This window comes from Mycolicibacterium holsaticum DSM 44478 = JCM 12374, assembly GCF_019645835.1.
GTDB classification, from domain to species: domain Bacteria; phylum Actinomycetota; class Actinomycetes; order Mycobacteriales; family Mycobacteriaceae; genus Mycobacterium; species Mycobacterium holsaticum.
Map to the genome: position 1 here is coordinate 4048659 of NZ_CP080998.1, position 25888 is coordinate 4074546.

24 protein-coding genes are annotated in these 25888 nt (G+C 67.4%); 9 read left to right on the forward strand and 15 right to left on the reverse strand.

All coding sequences use genetic code 11. The annotated features are described in order from the left end of the window. Positions 1-225 precede the first annotated feature (225 nt). Genes K3U96_RS19475 through K3U96_RS19505 form a run of 7 tightly spaced genes read right to left on the reverse strand, consistent with a single transcriptional unit; the run spans position 226 to position 8312 of the window. On the reverse strand, positions 226-1119 hold the full coding sequence (locus K3U96_RS19475; protein ID WP_220690795.1) for a sialate O-acetylesterase: 894 nt from the start codon (positions 1117-1119) through the stop codon (positions 226-228). Further along, positions 1088-2332 (reverse strand): lipase family protein, encoded by a 1245-nt coding sequence (locus K3U96_RS19480; protein WP_220690796.1) that lies wholly within the window; start codon positions 2330-2332, stop codon positions 1088-1090. The genes K3U96_RS19475 and K3U96_RS19480 overlap by 32 nt, the downstream gene beginning before the upstream one ends. Next, positions 2332-3597, reverse strand: a complete 1266-nt coding sequence (locus K3U96_RS19485) for an acyltransferase family protein (protein ID WP_230982206.1) — start codon at positions 3595-3597, stop codon at positions 2332-2334. Before K3U96_RS19485 ends, K3U96_RS19480 begins: the two co-directional genes overlap by 1 nt. After that, entirely contained in the window at positions 3594-4847 is a 1254-nt protein-coding gene (locus tag K3U96_RS19490) for an alpha/beta fold hydrolase (protein ID WP_230982207.1), read from the reverse strand. Before K3U96_RS19490 ends, K3U96_RS19485 begins: the two co-directional genes overlap by 4 nt. Then, entirely contained in the window at positions 4844-5512 is a 669-nt protein-coding gene (locus K3U96_RS19495) for a YveK family protein (RefSeq protein ID WP_220690797.1), read from the reverse strand. The genes K3U96_RS19490 and K3U96_RS19495 overlap by 4 nt, the downstream gene beginning before the upstream one ends. Then, a complete protein-coding gene (locus K3U96_RS19500; RefSeq protein WP_220690798.1) occupies positions 5509-6753 on the reverse strand; it encodes a lipase family protein in 1245 nt (414 codons plus the stop codon). The genes K3U96_RS19495 and K3U96_RS19500 overlap by 4 nt, the downstream gene beginning before the upstream one ends. Beyond that, positions 6753-8312, reverse strand: coding sequence for a tyrosine-protein kinase domain-containing protein (locus tag K3U96_RS19505; RefSeq protein ID WP_230982538.1), 1560 nt, complete (start codon positions 8310-8312; stop codon positions 6753-6755). Before K3U96_RS19505 ends, K3U96_RS19500 begins: the two co-directional genes overlap by 1 nt. Positions 8313-8456: 144 nt before the next feature. Between K3U96_RS19505 and K3U96_RS19510 the strand changes: the two genes are divergently transcribed. Next, positions 8457-9899 carry an O-antigen ligase family protein gene (locus tag K3U96_RS19510; protein ID WP_220690800.1) on the forward strand — a complete coding sequence of 481 codons (1443 nt, stop codon included), beginning with the start codon at positions 8457-8459 and terminating at the stop codon, positions 9897-9899. A gap of 213 nt (positions 9900-10112) precedes the next feature. Then, entirely contained in the window at positions 10113-11594 is a 1482-nt protein-coding gene (locus tag K3U96_RS19515; protein WP_220690801.1) for a cellulase family glycosylhydrolase, read from the forward strand. Positions 11595-11601: 7 nt separating this feature from the next. On the opposite strand, the gene K3U96_RS19520 is transcribed toward K3U96_RS19515, so the two are convergent. The 3 genes from K3U96_RS19520 to K3U96_RS19530 are packed head-to-tail and all read right to left on the reverse strand — an operon-like array spanning position 11602 to position 15056. Beyond that, complete coding sequence (locus tag K3U96_RS19520) at positions 11602-12750, reverse strand: glycosyltransferase (protein WP_220690802.1); 1149 nt, start codon at positions 12748-12750, stop codon at positions 11602-11604. Next, positions 12677-13864 (reverse strand): lipopolysaccharide biosynthesis protein, encoded by a 1188-nt coding sequence (locus tag K3U96_RS19525; RefSeq protein ID WP_230982208.1) that lies wholly within the window; start codon positions 13862-13864, stop codon positions 12677-12679. The genes K3U96_RS19520 and K3U96_RS19525 overlap by 74 nt, the downstream gene beginning before the upstream one ends. Before the next feature lie 55 nt (positions 13865-13919). After that, on the reverse strand, positions 13920-15056 hold the full coding sequence (locus K3U96_RS19530) for a glycosyltransferase (RefSeq protein ID WP_220690803.1): 1137 nt from the start codon (positions 15054-15056) through the stop codon (positions 13920-13922). Positions 15057-15218: 162 nt separating this feature from the next. Between K3U96_RS19530 and K3U96_RS19535 the strand changes: the two genes are divergently transcribed. Further along, positions 15219-15902, forward strand: a complete 684-nt coding sequence (locus tag K3U96_RS19535) for a class I SAM-dependent methyltransferase (protein WP_220690804.1) — start codon at positions 15219-15221, stop codon at positions 15900-15902. Here K3U96_RS19535 and K3U96_RS19540 read toward each other — a convergent pair. From K3U96_RS19540 to K3U96_RS19550, 3 genes are read right to left on the reverse strand one after another with little or no spacing between them, the layout of a single operon-like run. After that, positions 15899-16546 carry an acyltransferase gene (locus tag K3U96_RS19540; RefSeq protein ID WP_220690805.1) on the reverse strand — a complete coding sequence of 216 codons (648 nt, stop codon included), beginning with the start codon at positions 16544-16546 and terminating at the stop codon, positions 15899-15901. The two genes, K3U96_RS19535 and K3U96_RS19540, sit on opposite strands and share 4 nt — an antisense overlap. Positions 16547-16594: 48 nt before the next feature. After that, positions 16595-17275, reverse strand: a complete 681-nt coding sequence (locus K3U96_RS19545; RefSeq protein WP_230982209.1) for an acyltransferase — start codon at positions 17273-17275, stop codon at positions 16595-16597. Positions 17276-17279: 4 nt separating this feature from the next. Then, complete coding sequence (locus K3U96_RS19550; protein WP_220690806.1) at positions 17280-18416, reverse strand: glycosyltransferase; 1137 nt, start codon at positions 18414-18416, stop codon at positions 17280-17282. A gap of 205 nt (positions 18417-18621) precedes the next feature. On the opposite strand from K3U96_RS19550, the gene K3U96_RS19555 reads away from it, so the two are divergent. Genes K3U96_RS19555 through K3U96_RS19570 form a run of 4 tightly spaced genes read left to right on the forward strand, consistent with a single transcriptional unit; the run spans position 18622 to position 22001 of the window. After that, positions 18622-19380 (forward strand): class I SAM-dependent methyltransferase, encoded by a 759-nt coding sequence (locus K3U96_RS19555; RefSeq protein ID WP_220690807.1) that lies wholly within the window; start codon positions 18622-18624, stop codon positions 19378-19380. Positions 19381-19414: 34 nt separating this feature from the next. Further along, positions 19415-21055, forward strand: a complete 1641-nt coding sequence (locus K3U96_RS19560; protein WP_220690808.1) for an acyl-CoA carboxylase subunit beta — start codon at positions 19415-19417, stop codon at positions 21053-21055. Positions 21056-21078: 23 nt separating this feature from the next. After that, the gene (locus tag K3U96_RS19565) at positions 21079-21339 is read left to right on the forward strand and encodes an acyl-CoA carboxylase epsilon subunit (protein ID WP_230982211.1); all 261 of its coding nucleotides are present in this window, start codon (positions 21079-21081) and stop codon (positions 21337-21339) included. Then, positions 21336-22001 (forward strand): Maf family protein, encoded by a 666-nt coding sequence (locus K3U96_RS19570; protein ID WP_220690810.1) that lies wholly within the window; start codon positions 21336-21338, stop codon positions 21999-22001. The genes K3U96_RS19565 and K3U96_RS19570 overlap by 4 nt, the downstream gene beginning before the upstream one ends. Positions 22002-22019: 18 nt before the next feature. On the opposite strand, the gene K3U96_RS19575 is transcribed toward K3U96_RS19570, so the two are convergent. After that, on the reverse strand, positions 22020-23000 hold the full coding sequence (locus tag K3U96_RS19575; RefSeq protein ID WP_220690811.1) for an NAD-dependent epimerase/dehydratase family protein: 981 nt from the start codon (positions 22998-23000) through the stop codon (positions 22020-22022). After that, positions 22993-24342: a nucleotide sugar dehydrogenase gene (locus K3U96_RS19580; RefSeq protein ID WP_220690812.1), complete on the reverse strand. Its 1350-nt coding sequence runs from the start codon at positions 24340-24342 to the stop codon at positions 22993-22995. Before K3U96_RS19580 ends, K3U96_RS19575 begins: the two co-directional genes overlap by 8 nt. A gap of 118 nt (positions 24343-24460) precedes the next feature. Here K3U96_RS19580 and K3U96_RS19585 point away from each other — a divergent pair, with 118 nt between their 5' ends. Together K3U96_RS19585 and K3U96_RS19590 are read left to right on the forward strand one after the other, a co-directional pair. Next, positions 24461-25357, forward strand: coding sequence for a sulfurtransferase (locus tag K3U96_RS19585; protein ID WP_220690813.1), 897 nt, complete (start codon positions 24461-24463; stop codon positions 25355-25357). Positions 25358-25371: 14 nt separating this feature from the next. Next, positions 25372-25776, forward strand: coding sequence for a SufE family protein (locus K3U96_RS19590; protein WP_220693603.1), 405 nt, complete (start codon positions 25372-25374; stop codon positions 25774-25776). Positions 25777-25888 lie beyond the last annotated feature (112 nt).

A 25888-nucleotide genomic window follows, 5' to 3' on the forward strand; every position in this document is an offset into this window, starting at 1 on the left:
GCTGGTCAACGGCGAGTGTCGTGCAACACGGTCTTCGCGAAGCCGGCAAACTGATATGGGCAGCGAACCACCGGCTGCAGCAGGGAAAAGCGGCGCCCCCCGGGCACCGCCGCCATCACCGTCGCCATCAGCGCCGCGCCGGGGCCTACCGGAAAGGCACTGTCGAAATATCAGCCGTGTGCGCAAGGCCCGATGAGAACGCCCTGGCACCTGACTTCGGAAAGCTCAGTTGGATGCATACCGCGCCAGGTGTTCGGCGCGCATCCGGCGGTATTCGTCCCACATGTCGTGGCCCATCTGCCGCATACCCGCGCCGTTGTAGTGTCGGTCCGTCTCAGAGTTGACCGAATTACGTGCTCCGGCAACAAATGCCGTGCCCGGTACCCGGTTGGGCGTGTCGACGTGTACGGCGTGGATCTTCGGGTAGTCGCGCCCGCTGCACTCCATCTCCTCCGGCGCCATTCCGCCCAGGATCACCGGCAGGTCTTCTCCGTAGCGGGCGCGCAGATCCGCGATCAGGGAGTCGAGCTTGCCCTGATAGACCGGCCCGGTGGTCAGCGGGACGTCGCTTTCGCCTTGGTGCCACAGCACCGCGGCCACCTGGCTGCCCGGATACGCCGCCAGCGCCTTGTCGATGGCGGCCACCGCGCGGCGGTACAGATTGACCCGGGTGCCGGTGTCGACGGGATCCCAGGTATATCCGTTCTTCGGGGTGAACGATGTGTCACCGCGTGCGCCGGGAACGAGAAGCACGGTGCGTCCGGTCTCATCGGCCAGGTGTCTGCCGAACGTCAGCCCGAAACCCACGCCCTTACCGGGGATCTCGTGCAGCAGCGGGTCGACGGCCAAAACCGGGCTGCCCTTCGACGGTCCGCACATGGCCCACTGATGCACCCGCGGGTGCGGTCGGTCGGGGCCGCTCAGATCAAGGCCCAGCCCCATGCCGAACGCGTTCGACTGGCCGAGGACCGGCACGACCAGATACGGCCGCTGGGGCGCCGCGACGGCGATTCCCTTCGGGGCGAGCAGACGCAGCACGACGCATTTGGTCTCGGTCAGCAGCCGCCGCCACAGCGGCCAGTCGCCGTCAGTTCCCTGGTGCGGCTGAGGTGCACTCATCTGCCACCGGCTTTCCTGCGAATCGGTCTGCGAGCCACGCGTATCGGGAGCTGATATCCACGTTGCCGTGCCCGGCTTGCGGCTGTAGGTCCCATACCACCGGGCCGCCGAGCGCGCAGGCCCGCGCGATCGCGTCGGTGGTCCACTGTGCGTCGATGTATTCGTCCTGGCCACCGTAGGACACCGACAGCGGCGCGGTGAGCGGCTGCTGCGGCAACGCCCAACCGCGCAGCAGCCCGCGCAACCGCTCGGCCGCCTGCGGGGTCTTCGGCGCCAGGTCGCCGGGCGCGAGCGCCTCGGCCGCCTCCTTGCGGTCCAAACCCTTTGCGCCCGAGCACGACGACAACACCTCCCAGTACTCGGCGGCCGCACCGCGCCGGTAGTCGTCGCGGTTGAGGTCGGGGTGCAGCCGGGCCAGCGTCTCCACCACCGACTGAAACGCCGGCCGTTGGTAGTACGTCAACGTCTCGGCCTGCGCCTTGTCCACTAGCCCGGTGACGTCGGCGGCCGGAACCATCGCGACCACGCCGACCAGGTCGAGTTCGGGCGCATAGCCGCCCGCCTGCTCGCCCGCCGCCCACACCGCGCCGCCGCCCTGCGAACCGCCCAGCGCCGCCCACTTGGGCGAGATGTCGTCGAAGGTGTGGTGCAGTGCGCGCACGGAGTCGATGACGTTGAGCCCGGCGGTCTTCGCGTCGAGGTAGGGATGGACGCCGGGCGCCCCGAGCCCCTGGTAGTCGGCGAACGCGACGGCGTAGCCCTTGCGCACCAGCCCCACCACCATGGAGGACATGCCGAGCAGGGAGTCAGACAGCGACGGCGCACACGGCTCGTCGATACCCGTCGTCCCGTGCCCGAACGCGACCACCGGCCATCCACCTTGTGGCGCCGCGCCTTTGGGGGTGTACACGGATCCGGACACCACGGTCGGCTCGCCGGTGTCGCCGTTGGTGGAGTGGTAGACGACGCGTGCGGCGTTGAACTCGCTTCCGACCTTGCTGTGCGACAACCCCGGCATCGTTGCAGCACTCACCAGATCACCGGGTTCAGACCCACCGATGTGCGCGGTCGGGATCGGCTCGGTGTCGGGGTGCGCGGTCGCGGCGCCGCCGCGATCGAAGAGGTCGGCGCGAGACGCCCACGCCGCCACCACCACGGCCGCGACCAGTACAACCGCTGCCGCGACGGCAAGCCCGACACGCAGTCGGCGCATCAGCGCCACCGGTACCGGTAGCGTCGGGCGATGTCCATCGCGGGTTTCTCCACGGTGTAGTAGGTGACGCCGGAGACGATCAGCGTGACCGCAAGCACCACAACGATGTTCAGGCACATCCCGCCCAGCGAGTCACCTGCCAGCAGGCCGAACCGGTGCAGCATCAACATCGTCGGGAAGTGCAGCAGGTACAGCGACAACGACACCTTACCGACGAACAGGAACGGGGTCAGCTCGAGACCCTCGCCGATCCTGGAACGCTGCCCGCAAGACAACGGCGCCACGATCACCAGGATCACCAACGCCGACGCGAGGGCCATACCGCTGGTGCCGAACATGTCGCCCAGCGCGATCAGCGCGAACGACACGGCCAGCACGACGGGAAGGGCCAGCGCCGCGGCGGGCCGGACCCGCCGGGCCACCGATCTGCGCACCGCGCCCTGTTCGATCGCCACGACGACGACCGCGGCCAGCATGCCGAACGCGAAGTTGTCGGCGTTGACCAGAAAGCTCCTCAGGTACACCGAAACCCAGTTGGGACCCCACTGCATCAGCTCGGGGTCGGTAACCCCGAAGTGGTTGCTCACCAAGGGCAGCAACAGTTTTCCGACGAATCCGAGAACGATGAACGCCACGGGCAGGCTGGCCGCCAGCCGAAGCGGACGCACCGACGTCCTGCGGCGCAACGCGAACAACAGCACGGCCGACAGCGGCAGCGACGCGTAGAAGGCGAACTCCAGGGTCAGCGACCACGACGGGTTCAGGCCGGTGAAGATGTATTTCGGAATGTAGGTCTGCAGCAGCGTCAGGTTGGCCAACAGCTGCCAGGGGTCGGTGATCGTGCCGGTGCCCTCACTCGTACCGATGGTCTGCACGGTCGGGTTCTCGACGTACACCACCGCGAAGACGTAGTTGCACAGCAGGAAGATGACCAGATAGCCGGGCAGGATGCGGGCGATCCGGTGGATCGCGAAGTTGCGCGCGCTGGGCGCCGTTGCCGCCGGAGCGTCTTCGGTCAATCGCCGGACGTAGGGCAGGAACAACAGGAACCCGCTGAGCACGAAGAAGAAGATCAGGCTCATGCCGACGATGCCGATCTTCGTCTGCGCCGCGGTGTTCGGTGAGAAGTTGCCCGCGACGTGCATGACGGCGACCCCGACGGCCGACAACCCGCGCGCACCGTCCAGGCCGATGATGCGGCCGGTGGTGCGCGGCACCGGCGGCGATGCCGAATGCTCGGCCGAATCCCGCGGCTTGACCGTCACTGCGGCGCTCCGGGCGGTGCCAGGCTCAGACAGCTGTCGGCGGCCGGCTCACCGCGGAACCGTGCGTTGACCCAGCCGAACGCCGAGGAGACGTCGATGCCCGCGTGCCCCTTGTCGGGCTGCAGCTGGATGTCGATCACGTCGCCCATCCCGCACGCGGCCCGCAGCGCCCGGTCGGTCCACGCCGGCGGCACCAACGCGTCGTTGCCGCCGAAGATGACCAGCATCGGCGCCGTCGTCGGGCGGTGGGGCAGGCTCATGTGCTGCAGATGTGTGCGCAGCGTGTCGACGGCCTGCGGTGTGCCCGGCCGCAGGTCCTCACCGGTGAGCTGCGGCGTCAACGTGGCGCGCTCGGCCGCTGCGGGCCCGTCGCACGCAATCAACTTGTCCCAGTGGTCTTTTGCGAAGCCGCGCCGGTAGTCGTCGAGCGGGAAATCCGGATATGCGCGCTTGAGCGTCTCGAGGATCACCACCAGCGCCGGCATCTGTTCGGGGGTCAGCTGACCGTCGGCGGCCGCGTCGGCGAACCCGGTGATGTCGGCGGCCGGTGCCACGCTCACCGTGCCCAGCAGGGTGAGGCCTGCCCCGTAGGTTTCCGCCAGCTCGTTGGCCGCCCAAGTAGCCTGTCCGCCTTGGGATACCCCGATCGCCACCCAGCGCTCGGATGCCGCGGGAACGAGCCGGCGGGCGGCCTTGACCGAGTCGATCACGTTGTAGCCGGCCGTGGTGGAATCGAGGTACGGGTGATAGCTGCCGTCGTCCGCGTTGTCGGTGCCCAGACCCTGGTAGTCCGGCACGGTGACGACGAACCCGGCGTTGACGAGCGCGGTCACCACGTTCGACGTGCCCAGCAGGGTCGGCGACAGCGATGGCGCGCATTCGGATTCGATCCCGGTGGTGGCGTGGCCGTAGGCCACGATCGGCCAGCCGCCCTCGGGCGCGTCACCCTTCGGCACGAAGACGGTTCCGGTGACCTGGGTACGACCGTCGGTGATGCCGGAGGTGGACGTGTACTCGATGCGCGCGGCCACCGAGCTCGCCGCGCGCAACCTGCGGTCGATGGTCGGCAAGGAGTTGGCCTCGGCCAGCGCGCCCGGCTGCTGGCCGGCACCGCTGTAGTCGGCGTCAAGCGGCATGCCCGTCATCGCCGATGGGGCCTGGGCCGAAGTGTCGTGGGCGCAACCGGATACGACGGTGCCGGTCGCGACGACAAGGCACGCCAGCGCAATGCCGATGTGCGCGCGGATCATCGATCCCTTCCCGCCAGTGTCTCGTCGACGACGTGGTCGAGTTGCCGTGCGCCGTGCATTCGGTCTTTGAGCAGTCCGTACGCGAGCACCAGCATGGCGCTGAGCACGAATCCCAATGCCCCCGCTGGAACGACGAACCGCCACACCGACCCCTGCCGGACCGCCGGGCCGGCCGCGTCGACGACGACGAGTTCGGCGCTTCCGGTGTCGACCGCGGCCATTTGTTTGGTGAGCGCGACCAGGTTCTGGGTGACGCCGTCGGCGGTGCGCCGGGTCAGTTCGGGGTCGCCGCCGGCCACCATCACCTCCAGCAGCGCGGAGTTCTTGGCCACCACGGTGATGCGCGCGGCGAGTTCGGCGGGGCTGGTGTCGAGGTTCAGCTGCTCGACGGTGCGCATCGTGACCTGCCTGCTGCGGGCCAGGTGCTGGGTGGTGACGTTTCGCGAGATCGAGTTGAGGTGACCGTAATGCGCGTCCACCGGGGTGGCGCTGCCCGGCGTCACGGCGAAAACTCTTGCGGTCGAGGTGTACACCGGCGGTGCGCTCTGCCAGGCAAGCCAGCCGCCCGCCGCCGACAGGATGGTCGCGCACAGCACGACTAACCAGCCGTTGACGAGCAACCTCAGGTAGTCGCGTATCCGGGACACGTTGGCGGGCGGTCTCATGTCGCCCCCACGCAGATGTCGGCAGGCCGTTGCCCGTCGAAGCGCGCTCTCAGCCACGACAGCGACGTCTGGATGACCAACTCGTTGGTGGTCGTGGTGTCCCCGATGCGGCGGTTCACCACGATGGGATCGCCTTTGGCGCAGGCCTGTTTCACCGCTGCCGCGACACCGGCTTGTGGCACCAGCGGGTCGTCGGTCCCGTAGACCACCAGCACAGGCGCGGGCGGGGCCGGCGAGTTCCCCGGTAGCGCCAGGGTGCTCAGCGTGTTGCGCAGCGCCGCGGCGGCGGCAGCGTCGCGCGGGCGCAGGTCCTCGGGGCGCAACTGCGATGCCAGTTTCTGCGCCTCGGCGGGATCCGGTGGTGCGCACGAGGTCAGCAGATCCCAATGGTCTCTGGCCGTGCCGGACCGGTAAGCGTTCAGGTCGAAGCCGGGCAGTTCCTGGGACAGGCCCTGCAGTATCACCATGAGCAGCCGGTACTGGTTTTGGCTGAGCTTGCCGTTGCTGGCCGCGTCGGCCAGCGCGGCCAGATCGGCGTACGGGGAAAGCGCCACCGCGCCGACAAGGTTGAGCCCGGTCCCGTAGTCCGCCGCCCTGATTGCCGACGCCCAGGCGGCAAGACCACCTTGGCCGCTGCCGTACGCCGCCCAGTTGACGCTGGCATCGGGCAGTACCCGGCGTGCCGCGCGCACGCCGTCGATCATGTTGTTGCCCAGGGCGACCCAGTCCAGCGGGGCGTGCTGTCGGCCGGGCACACCGAGCCCCGCGTAGTCGGGCATCATTACGAGGTAGCCGCGGTTGAGCATCACGGTCATCGCCGATGCGTAACCGCCGAGACCCCTGGCGAGCGACGGCGCACAGTTCTGCGCGACGCCGGTCAGCGAGTGCCCGAACGCGATGATCGGCCATCCGCCCTTGGGGGCTTTTCCGGCCGGTACCGCGACCACTCCGGAGACCTCGACGGGTTGACCTGCGGTGCTGGTCGAGCGGTACACCACCCGGACGGCCGTCACACCGGCGTCGGTGAACTGTTCGCTCGGGTCGAGAGGTTTGACCTCCACCAGCGACCCGGGCCCATCGTTGGTCAGATCGGGCGGCGGCAACTGCGTCGCACCGGCGAACGGGGGTTCCAACGAATGCGGCGGCCGGTTGTAGGCGGCCGGTGGCTGCGGCGGGCTCGGCGCGCAGCCGGCCACCACCGAGAGCACGCCGACGGCGGCCGCCGCAAGCCGCAACCGCACTATCCGTTGCCTCCGTGCCCGGCGTGGCTGCCGGGTCCGTACGCCGCGTCGCCGTCGGTACGCCGCGGGTTGCCCGATCCGACGAGCTGTCCCTTCTGGGTCGCCACGGTCTCGGTCCCGGCGGCCCGGGCGTCGGCACCGCGCCCGCCTTCGACGGAGCCCGTCCGCGCTGCCGGCCGGGCATCCCGCTGCACCTGCTTGTGGTGCTGGCGTTTGAGTCGCCCGCCGACCCGCTCGAACGTCGCCACCGTGCCGATCAGGGCGACGTTCGCGGTCTGCAGCGCCTGAATCGCCCGGCGCAGCGCCGAGCTGGTGGTGGAGCCGATACGCGCCAGCAACACCGCGCCGTCGCAAAGCGCGGCGACGTTGGCGCCGTCGGCGTAACGCTCCAACGGCGGGGTGTCGACGACGATGTAGTCGAAATTGCGGGCGAGCTCTTCGAACATGGCGGTGGCGCGGTCGTTGGCCCACATCTCGCCGGGGCGCGATGCCGTGGGCCCCGCGGGCAGCAGCGCGATGGCGTGCGCGCCGACGGGGATCTCCCCGATGACCGCTTCGGCCAATGCGTGCTCCCCGGCGATCACCGTGCTCACCCCCCGGTTCAGGGCGCGGGCCCGACGCTGGTCGTCCAGGCCCAGCCGGTCGGCCAGCTCCGCGCCGCGCAGGTCACCGTCGACGACGACGACCGAACGGCCGGATTCGGCGAGCGCGGCGGCCAGGTCGATCGCGACCGTGGTGCGCCCGTCGCCGCTCGAGGGGCTCGTCACCGCGATGCGACGCGGCGGGGCGCCGCTTCCGGGCGGCACGGCGAACCGCAGGTTGGTGCGCAGTTCGCGCACCCGCTCGGCGTAGAACTCGTTGCCGTCGAGGTCGACGACCGTGGTGGTGGCCCGCGCGGGTTCGGCGGGCAGCGCCCCGAGCAGGTGGGTGCCGACGGCGCCCTCCACCGACTCGCGCCCACGCAACCGCTTGTCGACGATGCCGGCCAGCACCGCGGCGACAATGCCGACCACCAGGCCGATGACCGCGCCCAGCACGATCATGGTGAGCACGCCCAGACCCGTCGGCGCCGTCGGGTAGCTGGCCTCGTCGACCACCACCAGGCCTGCGGCGGGGCTTCCGCCCCGGCGTGACGTCTCCAGCTCGCTGACCAGCCCGACGAGCTGGTCAGCCACGGCGTTGGTGTACGTCTGCGCCTGTGCGGGGTCGGCGTCGGTGACGCTCACGTCGAGTAGAACCGTCTTCTCTCCGGGCAGCGCGGTGACCTTCGAACGCAGCTCGTCGGCGGAGATCGGCGCCTTCAACTGGTCCACCGCGCGGGCGGCCACTTGTTCGCTGGATGCCAAATCGGCGTAGGAGTACACACGTTCCTGGGAGAACAGATTGTTCTGGTACGCCTCGGTGACCGAGGTGCCGTTCTGCGTTGCTACGAAGAGGCGCGCGGTCGACTGATATTCAGGTGTCAGTAAAAGTGTGGCCGCATAACCGCCAGCGCCGCCGACGATCGTCAGCGCCACGATCAACCACCAGTACCTGCGGAAAATGCGCAGGTATTCCATGATCTCCAAGATCGAACCTTTCACAAGCGCGCCGCAAACAAACAATCAAACAACGACAGACTAGCGGTTGCTCGGCCTGGCCGCGCCAATGCACCTGACCGGGCTGGCTGGTATCCCGTCGGCGAAGCTGTCACCATTGTTCCCGTGACGCCCCGTCAGGATTTGATCGGCAAATCCATGCTAGCCCTTGCGGCGATCGGAATCTGCCCCCTCGTGGCCTGGGCGGCCCTCGGCCACGGCACGCTGGTGACGTACGCCGTGGTGGGCGTTCTTGGCCTGGTCATCGGGGTGTACATCGGTTTGCGGCATCCGCTGTGGCTGTTCTGGGGGATGGCGGCGGTGATCGGCGGATTGCCCTTCGGATACTTCCCCGGCGTGCATATCCCGCTGTACCTGCTGTTCGCCGCCGGAGCCGTGCTCGCGGCAATTATTCATCCCACCCAGCGAACACGGCTCAGCCGCATGGATATCGCCGTAATGGCGTTGCTGGTTGCTTCGGCATTGTCGGTTGTCGGCACCGGGGTGACCCTTCCGGCGGTGTTGCTGTACGCGAAGTGGGGGATCGCGACGGCGGTGACAATTGCGTTGCTGAGACTGTCGCGCGAGAACCTCGCCCGGTTCGGCCGGATATTCGTCTACGCCGCGTCGGCCAATGCCGTGGTGGGAATTCTCATGGCGACGGTCGATCAGCAGCAGCGGCTGCTCAAGCCGCTGCAGATCTTCGGTTACGGCGTGGGCGCGGGGCTGCGCGAACAGACCGCGCTGTACGTCTACTCCAACGAGGGCGGCACGATCGGCAAGACGCTGCGGCTGGGCGGGACATGGGTGCTGCCCAACAGCGCGGGCCTGGCACTGGCGACCGCGCTGATCATCTGCCTGATCTTGTTCACCGGCTGGCGCCGGGCGGTGATGTCCACCGTCATCGTGGTGGCCCTGCTGCTCACGTTGAGCCGCAGCATGATCTTTTCTGTCGCGGTCGGGCTGCTGCTGGTGCTGCTGTTTCACGGCATGCGCGCCCGCGATCGCCAGATCGCGATCGGGCTCATCGGTGTCGGCGCCGCGGCGGCGCTGCTGACCCCGATGATCCGGGACCGGATCCTCTCCACGTTCGCCGACCAGGACACCGGGCGCGAGGCGCGCGCGGACTCGATCGCCGAATTCCCGAACCGCATGTCGGGGCACTGGCTGTTCGGGCTGGGGTGGGACCGACCTGAGTTTCGTAGCGGTCAGTTGGCCCAGTCACTCAATTACGTCTCCAACGCCCCCCTGCTGACGGTCTACCGCGGCGGCATCATCACCGGGTTGGTCTTCGTCGCGGTCCTTGTCGTCGGCACCGTGATGGCCTACCGCGCGCTGCGCTCACCGTCGTTGACCCACGCCGTCTACGGGGGTGTCTTCATCGGCATCGCCGTGGTGTCCGCCAACTTGCAGCAGTCGGTCGTCGACATGCCGCAGATGACCCTGACCTTCTCGATCCTGTTGGCGTTCATGGTCTACGTCGACCAGACGCGGCACGCACCGCAGGCCGACGGCCACGTACCGGGTGAATTCACCGTCCCCGCCGGCGAACTGACCAAACTTCGCTGAATCGGTAACGTCGCGAAATTCTGCGAGTAGGGCGGTGATTCGTCGTGATCGCCGGTGCGACACGCCCGTTCACGACATACCTCCAAATGCGATGTGAGTGCCGGACACTGACGGCATATCAAGATCGAATACGGCCGGATCGCGACCAGACCTGGAGGGTCACTCGTGCGACGTGCGCGCTATCGCAAGCCTCACCGCACCTTCGCCACGGTCGTGACGGCGGTCGCAACCTCGATCGGTTGCGTTGTCCTGCTGGCTGTCGTGCTGCCGTCCCCCTCGCCCAGGCGCGTCGTCGTGGCCCAGGCTGCGACCATCAACCCGCTTCCCACCACCATCGGCTTCGCCGACGCCGACGCGTACGGAATGTCGCAGGCTGACCTGGCCCAGGCCGCCAACAAGTGGGCGCTGACCAAAGCGAAGACCGTACGGGTGATGATCCCGTGGGCGGGTGTGGAGCCGATTCAGGGCAGGTTCGATTGGAGCAACGTCGACAAGGTCGTCGACGCCGCCGTTGCCAAGAACATTCCCGTGATGGGCTTCATCAACTCCACCCCGGCGTGGGCGGTCGGGCCGGGCGGACGGCCGCTGAGTGGACAACCGTCCTCCCCCGAGGTGTACGGCGACTTCGTCGCCAAGGTCGTCGAGCGTTACGCCGGAAAGATCTCCGCATACGAGATCTGGAACGAACCGAACGCGGTGACGTTCTACACGCCCGCACCGGATCCCGCCGGCTACACCGACCTGCTCAAGGCGGCCTATGGGCGAATCAAGGCGGCCGACCCGTCGGCGACGGTCATCGGCGGCGTGCTCGGCGCCGTCGTGGACTTCGGGAACCTGACGATCAACCCGGTCAGGTTCCTCGAGGAGATGTATGACGCGGGCGCCAAGAACTTCTTCGACGCGGTGTCGTTTCATCCCTACCACTACTCGCTGAAGTTCTCCGAGGGTGTGCCCCTGGCGAACTCACCGGTGAATCAACTGATCGCGATGCGCCAGGTGATGGTCGCCAACGGCGACAGCGACAAGAAGATCTGGGGCACCGAGTACGGCCAGCCGACGGCGAAGGTCAGCGAGTCCGAGCAGGGTGCGTTCGTCAAGGACATCCTGACGACGTGGCAGGAACTGCCCTATGCCGGGCCGCTGCTGATCTACACCACCCGTGATCGGCAGACGGGCAGCACCGACGTGCACGATACGTTCGGCGTGTACCGGACCAACTGGACACCCAAACTCGCCCAACAGATCATGTTGTTCGCGCCGGGTAAGTCGTGGGCCTACACCAGGTTCGCTGGTCAGACCAACCCGGAATGGGGTGAGGTGCTCAGCCCCGTCTTTGCGCTGACCCCCAAGGTGTGGGCCCAAATGCGCTCGGTCAGCACGCTGTTCGAGACACCGAAGCAGAACTCGTACATCAGCTCCCCGAACCCGATCGCCGCGATCGCCGTGTCCAAGAGGCTGGTGCCCACCTCGCCGTTTCAGAACGGCACGCAGAGTTTCGACAACGGTGTGCGGATGTGGTGGTCGCAGGCCACCGGGGCGCGTTGGCTCGACGGCCTGATGGCGCAGGCCTGGGTCCCCGAACTCGGTCTCGCGGTCAGCGACAAGTACACCCAGAACGGAAGCGCTCGAATGGATTTCGAGCACGGCTATATCACGTGGACGCCGTGGATCGGCGTCAAGGTGACGTTCACCTGAGCCGCCGTCAGGCCGCCACGGTCTCGGCGCGCAGCAGCGCCGCCACCGCGCGGTGGGGCCGACGCTGCTCCCAGCGTTGTCGGTTGATGTCGTAGAGCCGTTCACCGTCGGCCACGGCCGCGGGCTGGTCCAGAAGGTACCGGCGGCACCCGGCGACGAAACTGTCGTCGTCGTCGTGAGTTTCAAGACCGTACAGCGACCCCAGGTCCCCGACCGCCGCGGTGGTGCCCACCACCGGCAGGCCCATCCTGATCGCGTCGAGGATCTTCACCCGCACACCGCCACCGGTCTTGATCGGCGCCACCATCGCACGGCAGGTACCGAGGAAGGCGGCGAGGTCGTCGACGAAGCCGAGGTCGCGCACCCCCTCGGGGTACACCGGATCGGGCGCGCCGGGCTTCTTCTTGCCGATCACGGCCAGCTCGGCACCGGGAATGCCCGCCGCGATCCGCGGCCACAGCCGCAGCGCGCACAGAAACGCCTCCTGGTTCGGCGGCCAGTCACGCAGACCCATGAACACGAGTCGGCGCGGCGTATCGGACACGTCGACCTGCCGCACGGGCGGCAGGGACACATCGAGCCAGCGCGCGCCGGGAACACCGTTGGCGCGGTAGAACTCGGCCTCGGGCGCGTCGTAGGTGCCGACCGCGTCGGCGGCCCGCGCGATGCGGATCTCGTCTCGGCGCAGCCGCGGTGCCTCGATGCGGCCGAGTGCGCCGCGGCTGGCCCGCCACACCAGCGCCTCGGAGATATTGGTGTTGACCACCAGGCGGGCACGACCGAATTTGGTGCTGCGCAGGAAGGATTCGGCCATGTAGCTGTGCTCTGCGACGAACACGTCGGCGTCGCATGCGTCGATACCGGCGACCAGCTCGTCGGTGTCGAACCGGACGTGGACCAGGCTGCGTCGCTTACGAGTCGAGTCCAGCAACAGCGCAGCGGGCCGGATCTTCGGTTTGGGCACCCGGCTCAGTGCGATGCCGCCGGGCAGTGTGGCCGGGCCGGTCTGTGCGGAAAGGCACAACCCGGACACCTCGAAGTCATCGCAGGCCAGGCGCATGAGCAGCTGGCCGAGCTCGACGTCACCCGCCCGCTGCGTCACCGGGTCTTTCGACAGCAGGAACGTCACTTTCGTCTTTGGCCGGCCGGTTGCCATGCCGTCCCTTTCCGTAGATCGCCAGCGTGAAGATGACCAACAGCGCGGCGTCGCTGACCGACGTCGCGATCGCGGCGCCGACCGCGCCGAGGTGGGCCAGCGCGGCCAACAGCCCGAACTTGACCGGCACCAGGCCGATCACCGCCGTCATCCGCACCATGTCACGCCGTTGGGCATAGAGCACGAACTGGAAGACCATGATCACCGTGCGGAAGGCGCAGTAGGCCGACATGATGATCATCGCGACGGCCAGTTCATGCGGCGCAGGCGAGATCAGCAGCCCGATGCCGACGAGCAGCACCAGCAGACCGCCGCCAACGCCGAGCACCACGGTGTATTTCAGTGGCGGCCCAGTCGAGAGCTCTCCGCCGCTGTCACGCAACGTCTGGGTGTAGGTGGTGCCGAACGCCTGACCCACGTAGCAGATCGCCGAGGCCACCACCCACGTCAGGTTGTAGTACCCGACGACCGTGGTGTCGGTGAGCCACCCCAGCAACAGCACGTCGCCGGCGAGAAAGGTTGAGGTGCCCAGCATTTCACCGGCGAGGACCAGGATGGTCCGGGGCGGGCCCGGCAGCTGGGGCCGGTGGCCGCGGACGGTGAACGCCGCCAGCACTGCGATCACCACATAGGGCACGCAGTACGCGATGCTGGCACCGAGCAGCGACGGGTGCATGCCCAGCATGGACGCGCCGAACAGGTAGGCGCAGCCGGCCACCACGCTGCCGACCTGCCTGCTGGTGTCGATTCTCGACGTCACGTGCGGGTCGCCCCGGCGCATCGCGCGCGCCTTGTAGGCCCCGACGATCAACTCGCCGCCGGACACGGTGATGCCGAACCAGACGATGTAGTTCAGCGGCAAGAAGACCTGCGCCAGCACCATCAGCCCGAGGCCGAGCAGGTATCGGCCCGCCCGCTCGCGGACGAAGTCCTCCTCCGATTCGCGTACCGCGCGCACCACATAGGGGTTGCTCAGCGTCTGGCCCAGCACCGTCATGAGCGCGAAACCCAGGCTGTACAACCCGTAGTCGCTGATACCCAGTTGGTGGATCAGCGCCAACGTCCACACCAGGCCGGTGCCGCGGCCACCGTAGACGTAGAGCAGCGAGACCACCGTCTTGGCCGATCGGCGGGGCGCGGCTTTGGGCGTGGATTCGGGCGCAGACAGGTCAGTGCCCCTCGTGGTGTCGGGCCAGCAGCTGCGACCAGGTCGCGGCGTACGCCTGCGCGATGGCGGCCCCGCAGCGGGCCTGGCGCGTCTTCTCCGCGTACTCCCCCAGCTCGGTCAGCCGCCCGCAATCCCCGAGCAGCGCCTCGATCGCCTCGGCCAGCGCGTCGGAGACCACGGCGGGGTCCTCGTCGGAGGTTCGCACGACGACGGCTCCGGTCTTCTCGTCCAGTTCGGCGAGGGAGCCGTACGCCGTGCACACCACCGGGGTGCGGTACGCGGTGGCGTGGGCCACCACGCCCGACGCCGGATACGTCTCGTCATACCAGTGGCGCTTGCCGTACGGCACCACGATGGCGCGCACCGAGGCGAAGAAGGCGTCCTCGGCCGGGCCGTCGACGGCGCCGAGGATCTCGATGCCGTCGACGCGCGGCAGCGATTCGGTGCCACGCCCGGCCACCCGGATGGCGATGTCGTCGGGCAGCGACTGGCGGATCCGCGCGACCTGTTCGAAGCCCTTGCCGCGGTACACGTGACCGAAGAACCCGACCGCGTTGGGGCGGTCCTGCGCGGGCCGGATGACCGGCCGGTCACGGACGATGTGGGGTACGTGGACGGCGGTGGTGTGCGGGTAGCGCTCGGCGATGGAGCGCCGGCCGGTTTCGGTGAGCGCGAACAGCGTGCGCCGCCCGTTGACCATGCCTTCCACCTTGGTGGACAGCGGGCGCAGCGGATAGTGCAGGCCGTGGAACACCAGCTTGCGGCTCAGGGCGGGGCCGAACATGAATTTCGTCGCCGCGGGCCACCAGACCCCTTGCGGGGGGTCGTGGATGGTGGCGGTCACCGGGGTGCCCCGCAGACCGGCGATGGCCCAGAACGGCGCCGCGCCGCCGGCGGCCAGTTCGGCGTGCACGAGCACCCGGTTCGGCGCCTCGGCGACCAGGTCGGCGACGGTCCGTCGATACCGCCGGATGTCACGCACGGTGTCGCCGCCGGGGCCCAACGTGCGGACCTCGGCGACGTCGCGGAAATGCGGCTTGACGGCGGCGACGAAGTCCTCGGCGTAGTCGCCCACCGCGGTCTGTCCCTGGCCGGGGCCGACGAAGACGAGCCGGTACTCGCCCAGGTTCGTCGTCACCTCGAATGCTCCCGTCCTCGATCGGAGCTAACAATACCCAAATGCGGATTCGGCAGCCCCAACGGCCACAGAAGGGCCGTGTGAGGCCTGCCGGCCGGGCGTCCAGCAACCTCGCCGTGTTATGCTACGCCACGTTTTTTCGCCATTTGGCAGGAGTAAAGCGTGGGTATAGCTGGAACAGTTAAATTCCTTGCGACACAACGACTTATCGGCTTTGACGTACCTGACACCCCGGTCTTCTACGGGACGGACGGCAGCTTCGAGAAAGGAACCGACTGGTTCATCGATACGCTGCGCGGCTCCAAGCGGTATCTGGAATTTGGAACCGGCGGCTCCACCTACCTGGCAGCAAAGTTCGGCGTGGAGTTCGTCGCGGTCGACTCCGACCGGTTTTTCCTCAAGAGCGTGCAGCGCAAGATCCGTGACGACGGGCTGGCCCGACCGGCCGGGCAGAGCTTCCACTACGCCGATATCGGGCTGACCGCACACTGGGGCCGTCCGATTGGGCCCGGCCTGGACTCGCCGAGACGGCTGCAGAAGTTTCGCCGCTACTCCGATCTGCCGCCGGAGAGCTTCGAGGGTGGACGGACGCCGGACTTCGTCCTGGTCGACGGCCGGTTCCGCGTCGCCTGTGTGCTCAAGACCCTGCGCGCGCTGCGCGGCGAGCGCGGCTGGACCATCGCCATGGACGATTACGGCGACCGCCCGCACTTCCACGTGGTGGCCGAGTTCGCCGAGATCGACCAGCTGGTCAACGGCCGGATGGCAGTCATCACCGCGGCCAAACCGGTCAGCTCCGAGGCGCTCGACAGCGCGATCCGCAAGTACGAGACCGAACTCGACTAACCGAACAGCGGGCGGTAATAGGCGCTGTACTGCAGGGCGTCGGGGTTGCGCTTGGCGATCACCTTCGCAGGCACCCCGCCGACCACCTCGAGTTCGCCGATCTCTTTGTACTGGTTCACCAGCGCTTGGGCCGCCACGACCGCACCGCGGCGGATGTGGCTGGGCAGGATCATCGCCCGGCTGGCGATCCACACGTAGTCCTCGATCACGGTCGGCACCGGCACCGGCAAGAAGTCGGGATGGTTGATGTCGTGGCCGCCGCCAATGATGTGCACATCGCTGGCGATGGTGACGTTGTCACCGATCCACAACCCGGCGCGGGCGTCGAGTAGGCAGCGCTGCCCGATCGTGCTGTGGCGTCCGATGCGCAAGAACTCGGGGTCCAGCACCTGCGTCGTGCGCATGATCGAGGAACCCTCGCCGATCGTGGCACCCATCAGCCGCAGGAACCCCAACCGCACGGTGTGGGAGGGGATGTAGGTGATGAACATGTTGTACAGCAGCTGCGCGATTCGGTTGCGCGCCTTGCGCGCAAATCCCATCGTCTGCATGCGGTAGTTGACCAGCTCACCGTCGGGACCGACCTCCCACGACGGCGGCGGGGGCAGCTTCAGGTCCGGTGCGGCCGCGAGTTTGCGTGCCACGTCACCAGGATCGGCTTTCGTCGGTTCTACGAACACTCATAGCTCCTGTCAGAAGAACAGCGGGCGATAGCTTGCGCTGTACCGCAACGCGTTTGGGTCACGTTTGCCGATCGCCCTTGCGGGGTTTCCGCCGACCACCGTCAACTCGTCGACGTCCTTGACCACCAGGGCGTGTGCGGCCACCACGGCGCCGCGCTTGATGTGGCAGGGCAGCACCATGGCGCGGCTGGCGATCCACACGTAGTCCTCGATGACGGTGGGGTCGGGTCCGACGATCGGAAAGTCGGGATGGTTGATGTCGTGGCCGCCGGCCAGGAGCTGCACATCGCTGGCAAGCGTCACGTTGTCGCCGAGGTAAATGCCCGAACGGCAGTCGAGTACACACCTCATGCCGATCGTGGTGTTCTGCCCGATCACCAGATAGTGGATGTTCTGCACCTGGGTGCCGCGCATGATCGAGGAGCCCTTGCCGATATCGGCGCCGAAGGCGCGCAACCACGCCAGCCGGATGGTGTGCGACGGGATGAACGTGACGATCATGTTGAAGGTCAGCTGACCGATCCACCGGCGCAGCTTGTCGGCGAACGTGACGCCCTCGGTCTCCACGTCGACGATCCGGCCGTTCTCGTCGGTGATGTAGTCGAACTTCGGGCTCATCTTGAGCGCCGGTGCGGCGGCGCGTTTGCGCGCGATGACCTCGGGATCGACCTTCGTCGGTTCTAGGCGCACGTTCTCACCCCTGCGGTGCAGCCAGGTTGTCGACGGCGGTGTGCAGCTTCTCGGTGAACACTTCCTCGGTGAACTGCTCGACGTGACGGCGGATCTTGTCGGCGTCGAATTCGGTTGCCTCGAAACGGTTCAGCGTCTCGGCGATCGCGGCGGGTTCGGGCTCGTCGAAGTACATCCCGGTGACACCCTCGTCGATGGTGTCGAGGAACCCACCGAACCGCAACGCCACGCTGGGTCGGCCCCACACCCCGGCTTCGATGGGCGTCAACCCGTAGTCCTCGTAGCTCGCGGCCAGCAGTGCACGGCAGTTCTTGTAGAGCCAGGCCATCTGGTGGTCGGTCAGATCCGACAGCATCGTCACGTTGGGGGTCTTGATGGCGCGTAGTTGCTCGGCGTCGGGACCCTTGCCGACGACGACGAGCCGTCGGTCAGATTCGGCGAAGGCGCGCACGATGACGTCGACGTTCTTGTACGGCAGCAGCCGGGAGACCACCAGATAGAAACCCTCCTCGGCGACGTCCAGCCCGGGGATCGGCTCGGGGCTCATCGACTGCGACATCGCGACGGGGGCGAACATCACCTCGGCGTCGATGCCGTAGGTGTCGGCGATGCGGTTCTGGATCAGCGTGGAGATCGCGTAGTACTTGTCGGCGGCCAGCGCCTGGCGGCGGTCCCACGCCTTCAGGTAGGGCTTCGACAACGCCAACCCCGCCCGCTTGATCAGGCCGCTGTCCTCACCGAGGTATTTGTCCGACAGGTACAGCCACCGCGCCGGTGAGTAGCAGTAGATGAGCTTGCGGCCATTGGTGCGGAATCCGTGCGCCCATCCGCTGGTGCTCGTCAGCACGATGTCGGCGTCCACGAACACCGAGCGAGCGATCCGCGGGTACAGCGGAAGGGCTGCGCGGTGGTATTTGCGCAGCGGTCCGAACCGGTTGTACGGCGACACTCGAACATCGCACTCGGCAAACTCCGGATAGGTGGTTTCCGGCTCGTAGAGCATCGTGTAGATCGGCGCGTCGGGGAACGCCTTGGCCATCGAAAGAACGATCTTTTCCGCTCCTCCAAGTTGGGTCAGGTAATCGTGGGCAATCGCGACTTTCGGGCCGTCAATACCGTCGTATTTGCGGGCTGGTTGCACGCTGCTAATCCCCTCACGAGGCTCCGTCGCCTGTTTGCCGGTGTGTGGCTGGATGGCTTATTTTGTTTCCGCGGCCCCAATAGAACCGCAAACCCGCCGCGGTGACAAGCCGACATTTTGAATTTGCTGTATCGGCCTCGTAGGTTGGAACGTACTGAAGGTATGCTTTGCCACGCCGTCGCCCCGAGAGTTCCGGAGTAAAACCATGACTAACGAAGGCGTCAATTTGACGGCGTCCCGCGCGAGCGGACGTGTTAGCTACCGCGATATCGAAACGCTGTGGAAAGGCTACGACGAATACGTCCGCGAGCTGGCGTTGCGCGAGGGTGCCCAACACATCGCCGAACTGGGCGGCGGGGCCAACCCGGTCCTTGCCGACGCGGACCGATGGGGGTTCGCCGCGCACCGCATCGTCGTCGACATCTCGGCCGAGGAGCTGGCGAAGGCCGGCGGCGACGTCGAAACCCGGGTTCTGGACCTGTGCCAGCCCGTGCAGGACGGTCGCGAAATGTACGACGTGGTGTTCTCCAAGATGTTGTGCGAGCACGTGCCCGACGGGCATGCGTTCCATCGGAACTGCTTCGATCTGCTGCGCCCCGGCGGCCTGGCGGTGCACTACTTCCCGACCCTGTACACGCTGCCGTTCGTGCTGAACCGGCTGATCCCCGAACAGGCCGCACGCACGCTGCTGCGCAAGATCCAGCCCGGGCGCATCGACGACCCCAAGCACGACAAGTTCCCGGCCTACTACCGCTGGACCACCGGCCCCACCAAGCGCGCGATTCGGCGCTTCGAGAGCGTCGGGTTCGAGCTCGAGCAGTGGCACGGCGCCTTCGGCCATCACTACTACCACCTGGTCAAACCGCTGGACGCCCTGGAGAAGGCCAAGTCCCGGTTCCTGCTCAAACACCCGGTGCCCGCGCTGACCAGCTTCGCCGTCGTCGCGCTGCGCAAGCCTGCTTAAGGAGACATTAAGGAACCCGGTAGCATCGGGCACCATGACGAGCGTTTCCGAGCATTCCGCCGAACCAGACGCAACGCACGAGATCGACATCCACACCACCGCCGGCAAGCTGGCCGACCTGCGCAAGCGCGCGCAGGAGACGCTGCACCCCGTGGGTGAGGCGGCGGTGGAGAAGATCCACGCCAAGGGCAAACTGACCGCCCGCGAACGCATCCTGGCGCTTCTCGACGAGGGATCGTTCGTCGAACTCGACGCGTTGGCGCGCCACCGCAGCACCAACTTCGGACTGGAGAGCAAGCGCCCGCTCGGCGACGGCGTGGTGACCGGCTACGGCACCATCGACGGCCGCGAGGTGTGCATCTTCAGCCAGGACGCTTCGGTGTTCGGCGGCAGCCTCGGCGAGGTGTACGGCGAGAAGATCGTCAAGGTTCAGGAGCTGGCCACCAAGACCGGCCGCCCGCTGATCGGCATCAACGACGGCGCCGGCGCCCGCATCCAGGAGGGTGTGGTCTCGCTGGGCCTGTACAGCCGGATCTTCTACAACAACATCCAGGCCTCCGGCGTGGTCCCGCAGATCTCGCTGATCATGGGTGCCGCCGCGGGCGGGCACGTGTACTCCCCCGCGCTCACCGACTTCGTCGTCATGGTCGACCAGACCAGCCAGATGTTCATCACCGGACCCGACGTGATCAAGACCGTCACCGGTGAGGACGTCACGATGGAGGAGCTCGGCGGCGCGCACACCCACATGTCGAAATCGGGCACCGCGCACTACGTGGCCTCCGGTGAGCAGGACGCCTTCGATTACGTCCGCGACCTGCTGTCCTACCTGCCATCCAACAACTACGCCGACCCGCCGCGCTTCCCGGCCCCGGTGCCCGAGGGCGCAATCGAGGACAACCTCATCGACGAGGACCTCGAGCTGGACACGCTGATTCCGGACTCGCCGAACCAGCCCTACGACATGCACACGGTGATCACCCGGATCCTCGACGACGACGAGTTCCTCGAGGTCCAGTCCGGCTACGCGACCAACATCGTCGTCGGGTTCGGCCGTGTCGAGGGCCGGCCGGTCGGCATCGTGGCCAACCAGCCCACCCAGTTCGCCGGCTGCCTGGACATCAACGCCTCCGAGAAGGCGGCGCGGTTCATCCGCACCTGCGACTGCTTCAACATCCCGATCGTCATGCTCGTCGACGTGCCGGGCTTCCTGCCGGGCACCGACCAGGAGTACAACGGCATCATCCGGCGCGGCGCCAAGCTGCTCTACGCCTACGGCGAGGCCACCGTGGCCAAGATCACGGTGATCACCCGAAAGGCCTACGGCGGCGCCTACTGCGTGATGGGGTCCAAGGACATGGGCGCCGACGTCTGCGTGGCCTGGCCGACGGCGCAGATCGCGGTGATGGGCGCCTCGGGTGCGGTCGGCTTCGTGTACCGCCAGGAGCTGGCCGAGGCCGCCAAGAAGGGTGAAGACGTCGACGCCCTCCGGCTGCAGCTGCAGCAGCAGTACGAGGACACCTTGGTCAACCCCTACATCGCCGCCGAGCGCGGCTACGTGGATGCGGTGATCCCGCCGTCGCACACCCGCGGTTACGTGGGCACCGCGCTGCGGCTGCTGGAACGCAAGATCAGCCAGGTGCCGCCGAAGAAGCACGGGAATATTCCACTGTGAGCGGGGCGAACGATCCAGCCACTGTGAGCGGGGCGAACGAGGTGAGCGAGGCCGTGGGTGCGGACCCGCACGCGCACGAGGCGCACATCCAGGTGGTGTCGGGTAAACCGACCGCCGAGGAACTGGCGGCGCTGCTCGCCGTGCTCGCGGGCGCGTCGGGCGCCCCCGCCGAGCCGCGCGAGCAGGAGCAGAACCTGTGGGGCCATCCCGTTGACCGGCTGCGCTACGCCACCTTCAGCTGGCAGAAGGTGACGTTGGTGGAACGGACCCACATGCGCCGATGACGCGGGTAGTTCTCGCGTCTGCCTCGACGGGTCGCCGAAAAGTATTGCGTCAGGCGGGAATCGATCCGCTCGTCATCGTTTCCGGCGTCGACGAGGACGCTGCGCTTGCAAACCTGGACCCCGCGGCAACACCTGCGGAGGTGACCGCGGCGCTGGCCGCGGCCAAGGCCGAGGCGGTCGTCGACGTGCTCGATCCAGCTGTGGCGGCCGATTGCGTTGTGATCGGCTGTGATTCGATGCTGTACCGCGACGGAGCGTTGGCAGGTAAGCCGGCATCAGCCGAGGCGGCCCGTGCCGGCTGGCAGCAGATGGCAGGCACATCCGGTGAGCTCTACACCGGGCACTGCGTTATTCGCTTGCAAGACAAGGCTGTTACGTATCGAGGCGCCGACAGCACGGCCACCACGGTGCGGTTCGGGGTGCCATCGGCGGGCGAACTCGACGCCTACGTCGCCTCCGGTGAGCCGACGTCGGTGGCGGGCGGCTTCACCATCGACGGGCTCGGCGGCTGGTTCATCGAGGGTGTCGACGGTGACCCGTCGTCGGTGGTCGGCATCGGCCTGCCGCTGACCCGGCGGCTGTTGACCGCTGCGGGCCTGGCGCTGGCCGACCTCTGGGCAGCCAACCCGGTCACCTCACCCCTTCCGGCGAGCGGAGAATAGCGAGCGCGAAAAGGGGGCCTACATCAGGTCGTTGGGCGGGACATCGCTGCGGTGGGCGCGATACCACTCGACCGTGCGTTCCAGCCCGTCGTCGAGGCTGACCTGCGGCGACCACCCGAGCCCGCGCATCTTGGCGATGTCAGGACAGCGCCGCTTGGTGCCGCCCTCGGGGGCGTCGCCGGGCTGGATGTCCAGGTCCACGCCGATGATCTTGGCGATGCGGGCTGCCAACTCGCGGATGGTCAGTTCGTCGTCGTTGCCAATGTGGTAGATCTCGCGGTGCGCGCCCTTTTCGTACATCGTGAGGATGCCGTCGACACAATCGTCGACGTAGAGGAACGACCGCGTCTCGGTGCCGTCCCCCTGGATCGGTAGCACGCCGTCACCGGCCTGCTGCGCGGCCAGCGTGCGCATGATCAGCTGCGGCTCGACGTGCTTCCACCCCATGTCGGGCCCAAACACGTTGTGCGGCCGGAAAACCTGCACTTTGCGGTAGTGCTCCTGGCCGTAGTTGAATGCGATCAGCTCGCTGACGATCTTGGAACCGCCGTACGAGTAGCGCGGGTTGAGGCTGTCGGGCAGCATCAGCGGAACCGTCTCCGGGGTGGGGATCACCGACGGTGTCTGGTACACCTCGGCCGTCGACGCCACCACCAGGTCGGCGACGCCGGCGTTGCGTCCGGCGTTGCTCACCGCCAGCGCACCGCGCAGGCCCATGTCGAGCACCAGTTCGGGTCTCTTGTAGAAGTTTTCGGTGCCGTTGATGGCGGCCAGATGCATCACGACGTCGGCGCCTTTGAACGCACGCTCCAACGCGTCCTGGTCGCGCACGTCGTTGGTGAACAGTTCGATGTCGTCGGCGGCGTCGCCAAGCCGGCGTGCGTCACCGCGCACCATCGAGTCGACGACGGCCACGTTCCAGCCGTCGGCGACCATCCGCCGCACCAGATACGCCCCGATGAACCCGCACCCGCCGGTGATCACCACGCGGTCAGGCATTGCACACCACCCGTCCACTCTTGCCGACCGCGAAGTAGGAGTCACCCAGTTCGGACGCCGGAAGGTGGCTGAAATGGTTCCAGTAGTCGAAGACGAACCCGTTGGGCTTGATGAACTCGCTGATCGTGCGTGGCGAGATGGTGCCGAGCGACGGGTGGTTGTTCGCGATCACCACCACCGACGCGCCGCTGACCGCGTCGCCGAACCGGTCGAACACCACCTCGTCCGGAAACTCGCTGGACAGCAGGCTCCTGGGCGCGACGGGATCGTAGATGCCGATATCGGCGTTCGGATGGGCCTTCTTCAGCGCGTCGAGCACCCTGATCGACATCGATCCGCGCAGATCGCTCGTCTCGGGCAGGCCCTTGAACGCCATGCCCAGCAGGCTGATCTTCATCGGCGCCGACGCCTCGAGGTCGCGCCGCTCGATCTCGCTGCTGATGAAGCGGACGGTCTCCTCGGGTTGGCGCTCGTTGACCACCCGGCCCGCCGCGGTGATCTCCAGGTTGACGCCGCGGGTGCGGGCGCTTTCCATCAGGATGTGCGGGTCCTTCTCCAGGCACGGTCCGCCGACGAGTCCGGGCAGCGGGATGTTGGTGCGGCTGTAGCCCAACTTGCCCGACGAGATGACCTCGTGCGCGCTGACGCCGAAGGCATCGCACACCCGGGCCACCTCGTTGGCGAAGGCGAACTGCACATCGCGGTAGGTATTGCTGACCAGCTTCATGATCTCGGCGGTCTCAATATCCGACACCAGAACGATGGATTTCGTTAGCCGGCGAAATACCGCGGCAGCCCTATCGGCAACCTCGGAATTGTCGGCACCGACAATTTGCGGCAATTCGCGCAATTCCTGCAGCGCCCGGCCCTCCAGGGTGCGCTCCGGGCACATCGCGATATCGAACTTCTTGCCGCTGGCCGCCAGGATCGGCGCGACCACCTGGCGGGTCGTGCCGATCCTCACCGTCGAGCGCAGGATCACCAGGGCGCCGTCGCGCATGTTCTCGGCGATGTCGCGCGCCGCCGCCTCGATCATGTCGGTGCGCGCCACCCCGGCCGCGGAAAGCGGTGTGCCGACAGTGATGATGTAGGTATCACACGTGAAGCTGTCGTCGAACCGCTCGGCGGCCACCAGTTTGTTGAACCTGGTCACCCCGGACAACGCATCGGGTAGACCCGTCTCCGTGAAGTGCGGGGTGCCCTCGTTCGTCATCGCCACCAGCTCAGGGCGTTTCTCCACCCCGATCACCGAGTAACCCGCTTCCGCGAGCACCGTGGCCAAGGTCAGGCCCACATAACCGAGTCCGACTATTCCGATGTCGTAATTTGCTGGACTAGCCATTATTCCTCGAGTTTGTTGAATGCAACGGCCCCGACACGAATACACACAATACTTTGCCAGAGTTCTTTTCGCTCGGCGGGTGCATGTGTGGCGGCGGGGCGCTGGGTAGGCTTTGGCTGTGCCTCTGCCTCCCGATCCAGACCCCGCCCTACAGGCGTATGCCCACCCCGAACGCCTGGTCACGGCCGATTGGTTGTCGGCCAACCTCGGCAGACCGGGACTGGCGATCGTCGAATCCGACGAGGATGTGCTGCTCTACGACACCGGGCACATCCCCGGCGCGGTGAAGATCGACTGGCACACCGACCTCAACGACCCCCACGTGCGCGACTACATCACCGGCGAGCAGTTCGCCGACCTGATGAACCGCAAGGGGATCTCCCGCGACGACACCATCGTGGTCTACGGCGACAAGAGCAACTGGTGGGCCGCCTACGCGTTGTGGGTGTTCACCCTGTTCGGCCACCCCGACGTGCGGTTGCTCAACGGCGGGCGCGATCTGTGGATCTCCGACGGCCGCGAGACCACCCTCGACGTGCCCAACAAGCAGTCCACCGGCTATCCGGTCGTCGAACGCAACGACGCGCCCATCCGCGCCTACAAGGACGACGTGCTGGCCATCCTCGGCAAGGAGCCGCTGATCGACGTCCGCTCACCGCAGGAGTACACCGGCGAGCGCACGCACATGCCCGACTACCCCGAGGAAGGCGCGCTGCGCGGGGGCCACATCCCCACCGCCGAGTCCATCCCGTGGGCCAAGGCCGCCGATGACAGCGGCCGGTTCCGCAGCCGCGCCGAACTCGAGGAGCTCTACGGCTTTTTGACGCCCGACGACAAGACGGTGGTGTACTGCCGCATCGGCGAGCGCTCCAGCCATACCTGGTTCGTGCTGACCCATCTGCTGGGTCTGCCCGGTGTGCGCAACTACGACGGCTCGTGGACCGAGTGGGGCAACGCGGTGCGGGTGCCCGTGGTGGCGGGACCCGAGCCGGGGGCGGCACCGGCCGCATCGTGACGTCTGGGTCTTCGCTGCCGCCCGCCTTGGCCGAGGTGGTGTCCGATTTCGCCGAGGTGCAGGGGCAGGACAAACTGCAGCTGCTGCTCGAGTTCGCCAACGAGCTGCCGCCGCTGCCCACCGACCTCGAAGAGGCCGCGATGGAGCCAGTGCCCGAGTGCCAGTCGCCGCTGTTCCTGCACGTCGACGCGCAGGATCGCGACCATGTCCGGTTGTATTTCAGCGCCCCCGCCGAGGCCCCGACCACCCGCGGTTTCGCCGCGATCCTGGCCGCCGGGCTCGACGACCACCCCGCCGACCAGATCCTGGCCGTGCCCGACGACTTCTATTCCGAACTCGGCCTTGCCGCGCTGATCAGCCCGCTGCGCCTGCGCGGCATCTCGGCGATGCTGGCCCGCATCAAACGCCGGTTGCGCTGACCGCCGACGTTGTGGGCAAAGCCCCGCGGGTGCAAGCCATTTCGTAGCCCCGTCTGACAGGCTGGGGTGCCGGAAGCTGCTCAGCGGGCGGCTCGGGCGCCGACTGAGGCAC

Bases quoted from the DNA above. Each gene is read 5' to 3' on its own strand.
- K3U96_RS19475 (WP_220690795.1), bottom strand. From the start codon at position 1,119: ATGAGTGCACCTCAGCCGCACCAGGGAACTGACGGCGACTGGCCGCTG.
- K3U96_RS19480 (WP_220690796.1), bottom strand. From the start codon at position 2,332: ATGCGCCGACTGCGTGTCGGGCTTGCCGTCGCGGCAGCGGTTGTACTG.
- K3U96_RS19490 (WP_230982207.1), bottom strand. From the start codon at position 4,847: ATGATCCGCGCGCACATCGGCATTGCGCTGGCGTGCCTTGTCGTCGCG.
- K3U96_RS19495 (WP_220690797.1), bottom strand. From the start codon at position 5,512: ATGAGACCGCCCGCCAACGTGTCCCGGATACGCGACTACCTGAGGTTG.
- K3U96_RS19505 (WP_230982538.1), bottom strand. From the start codon at position 8,312: ATGGAATACCTGCGCATTTTCCGCAGGTACTGGTGGTTGATCGTGGCG.
- K3U96_RS19520 (WP_220690802.1), bottom strand. From the start codon at position 12,750: ATGGCAACCGGCCGGCCAAAGACGAAAGTGACGTTCCTGCTGTCGAAA.
- K3U96_RS19555 (WP_220690807.1), top strand. From the start codon at position 18,622: ATGACTAACGAAGGCGTCAATTTGACGGCGTCCCGCGCGAGCGGACGT.
- K3U96_RS19560 (WP_220690808.1), top strand. From the start codon at position 19,415: ATGACGAGCGTTTCCGAGCATTCCGCCGAACCAGACGCAACGCACGAG.
- K3U96_RS19570 (WP_220690810.1), top strand. From the start codon at position 21,336: ATGACGCGGGTAGTTCTCGCGTCTGCCTCGACGGGTCGCCGAAAAGTA.
- K3U96_RS19575 (WP_220690811.1), bottom strand. From the start codon at position 23,000: ATGCCTGACCGCGTGGTGATCACCGGCGGGTGCGGGTTCATCGGGGCG.
- K3U96_RS19580 (WP_220690812.1), bottom strand. From the start codon at position 24,342: ATGGCTAGTCCAGCAAATTACGACATCGGAATAGTCGGACTCGGTTAT.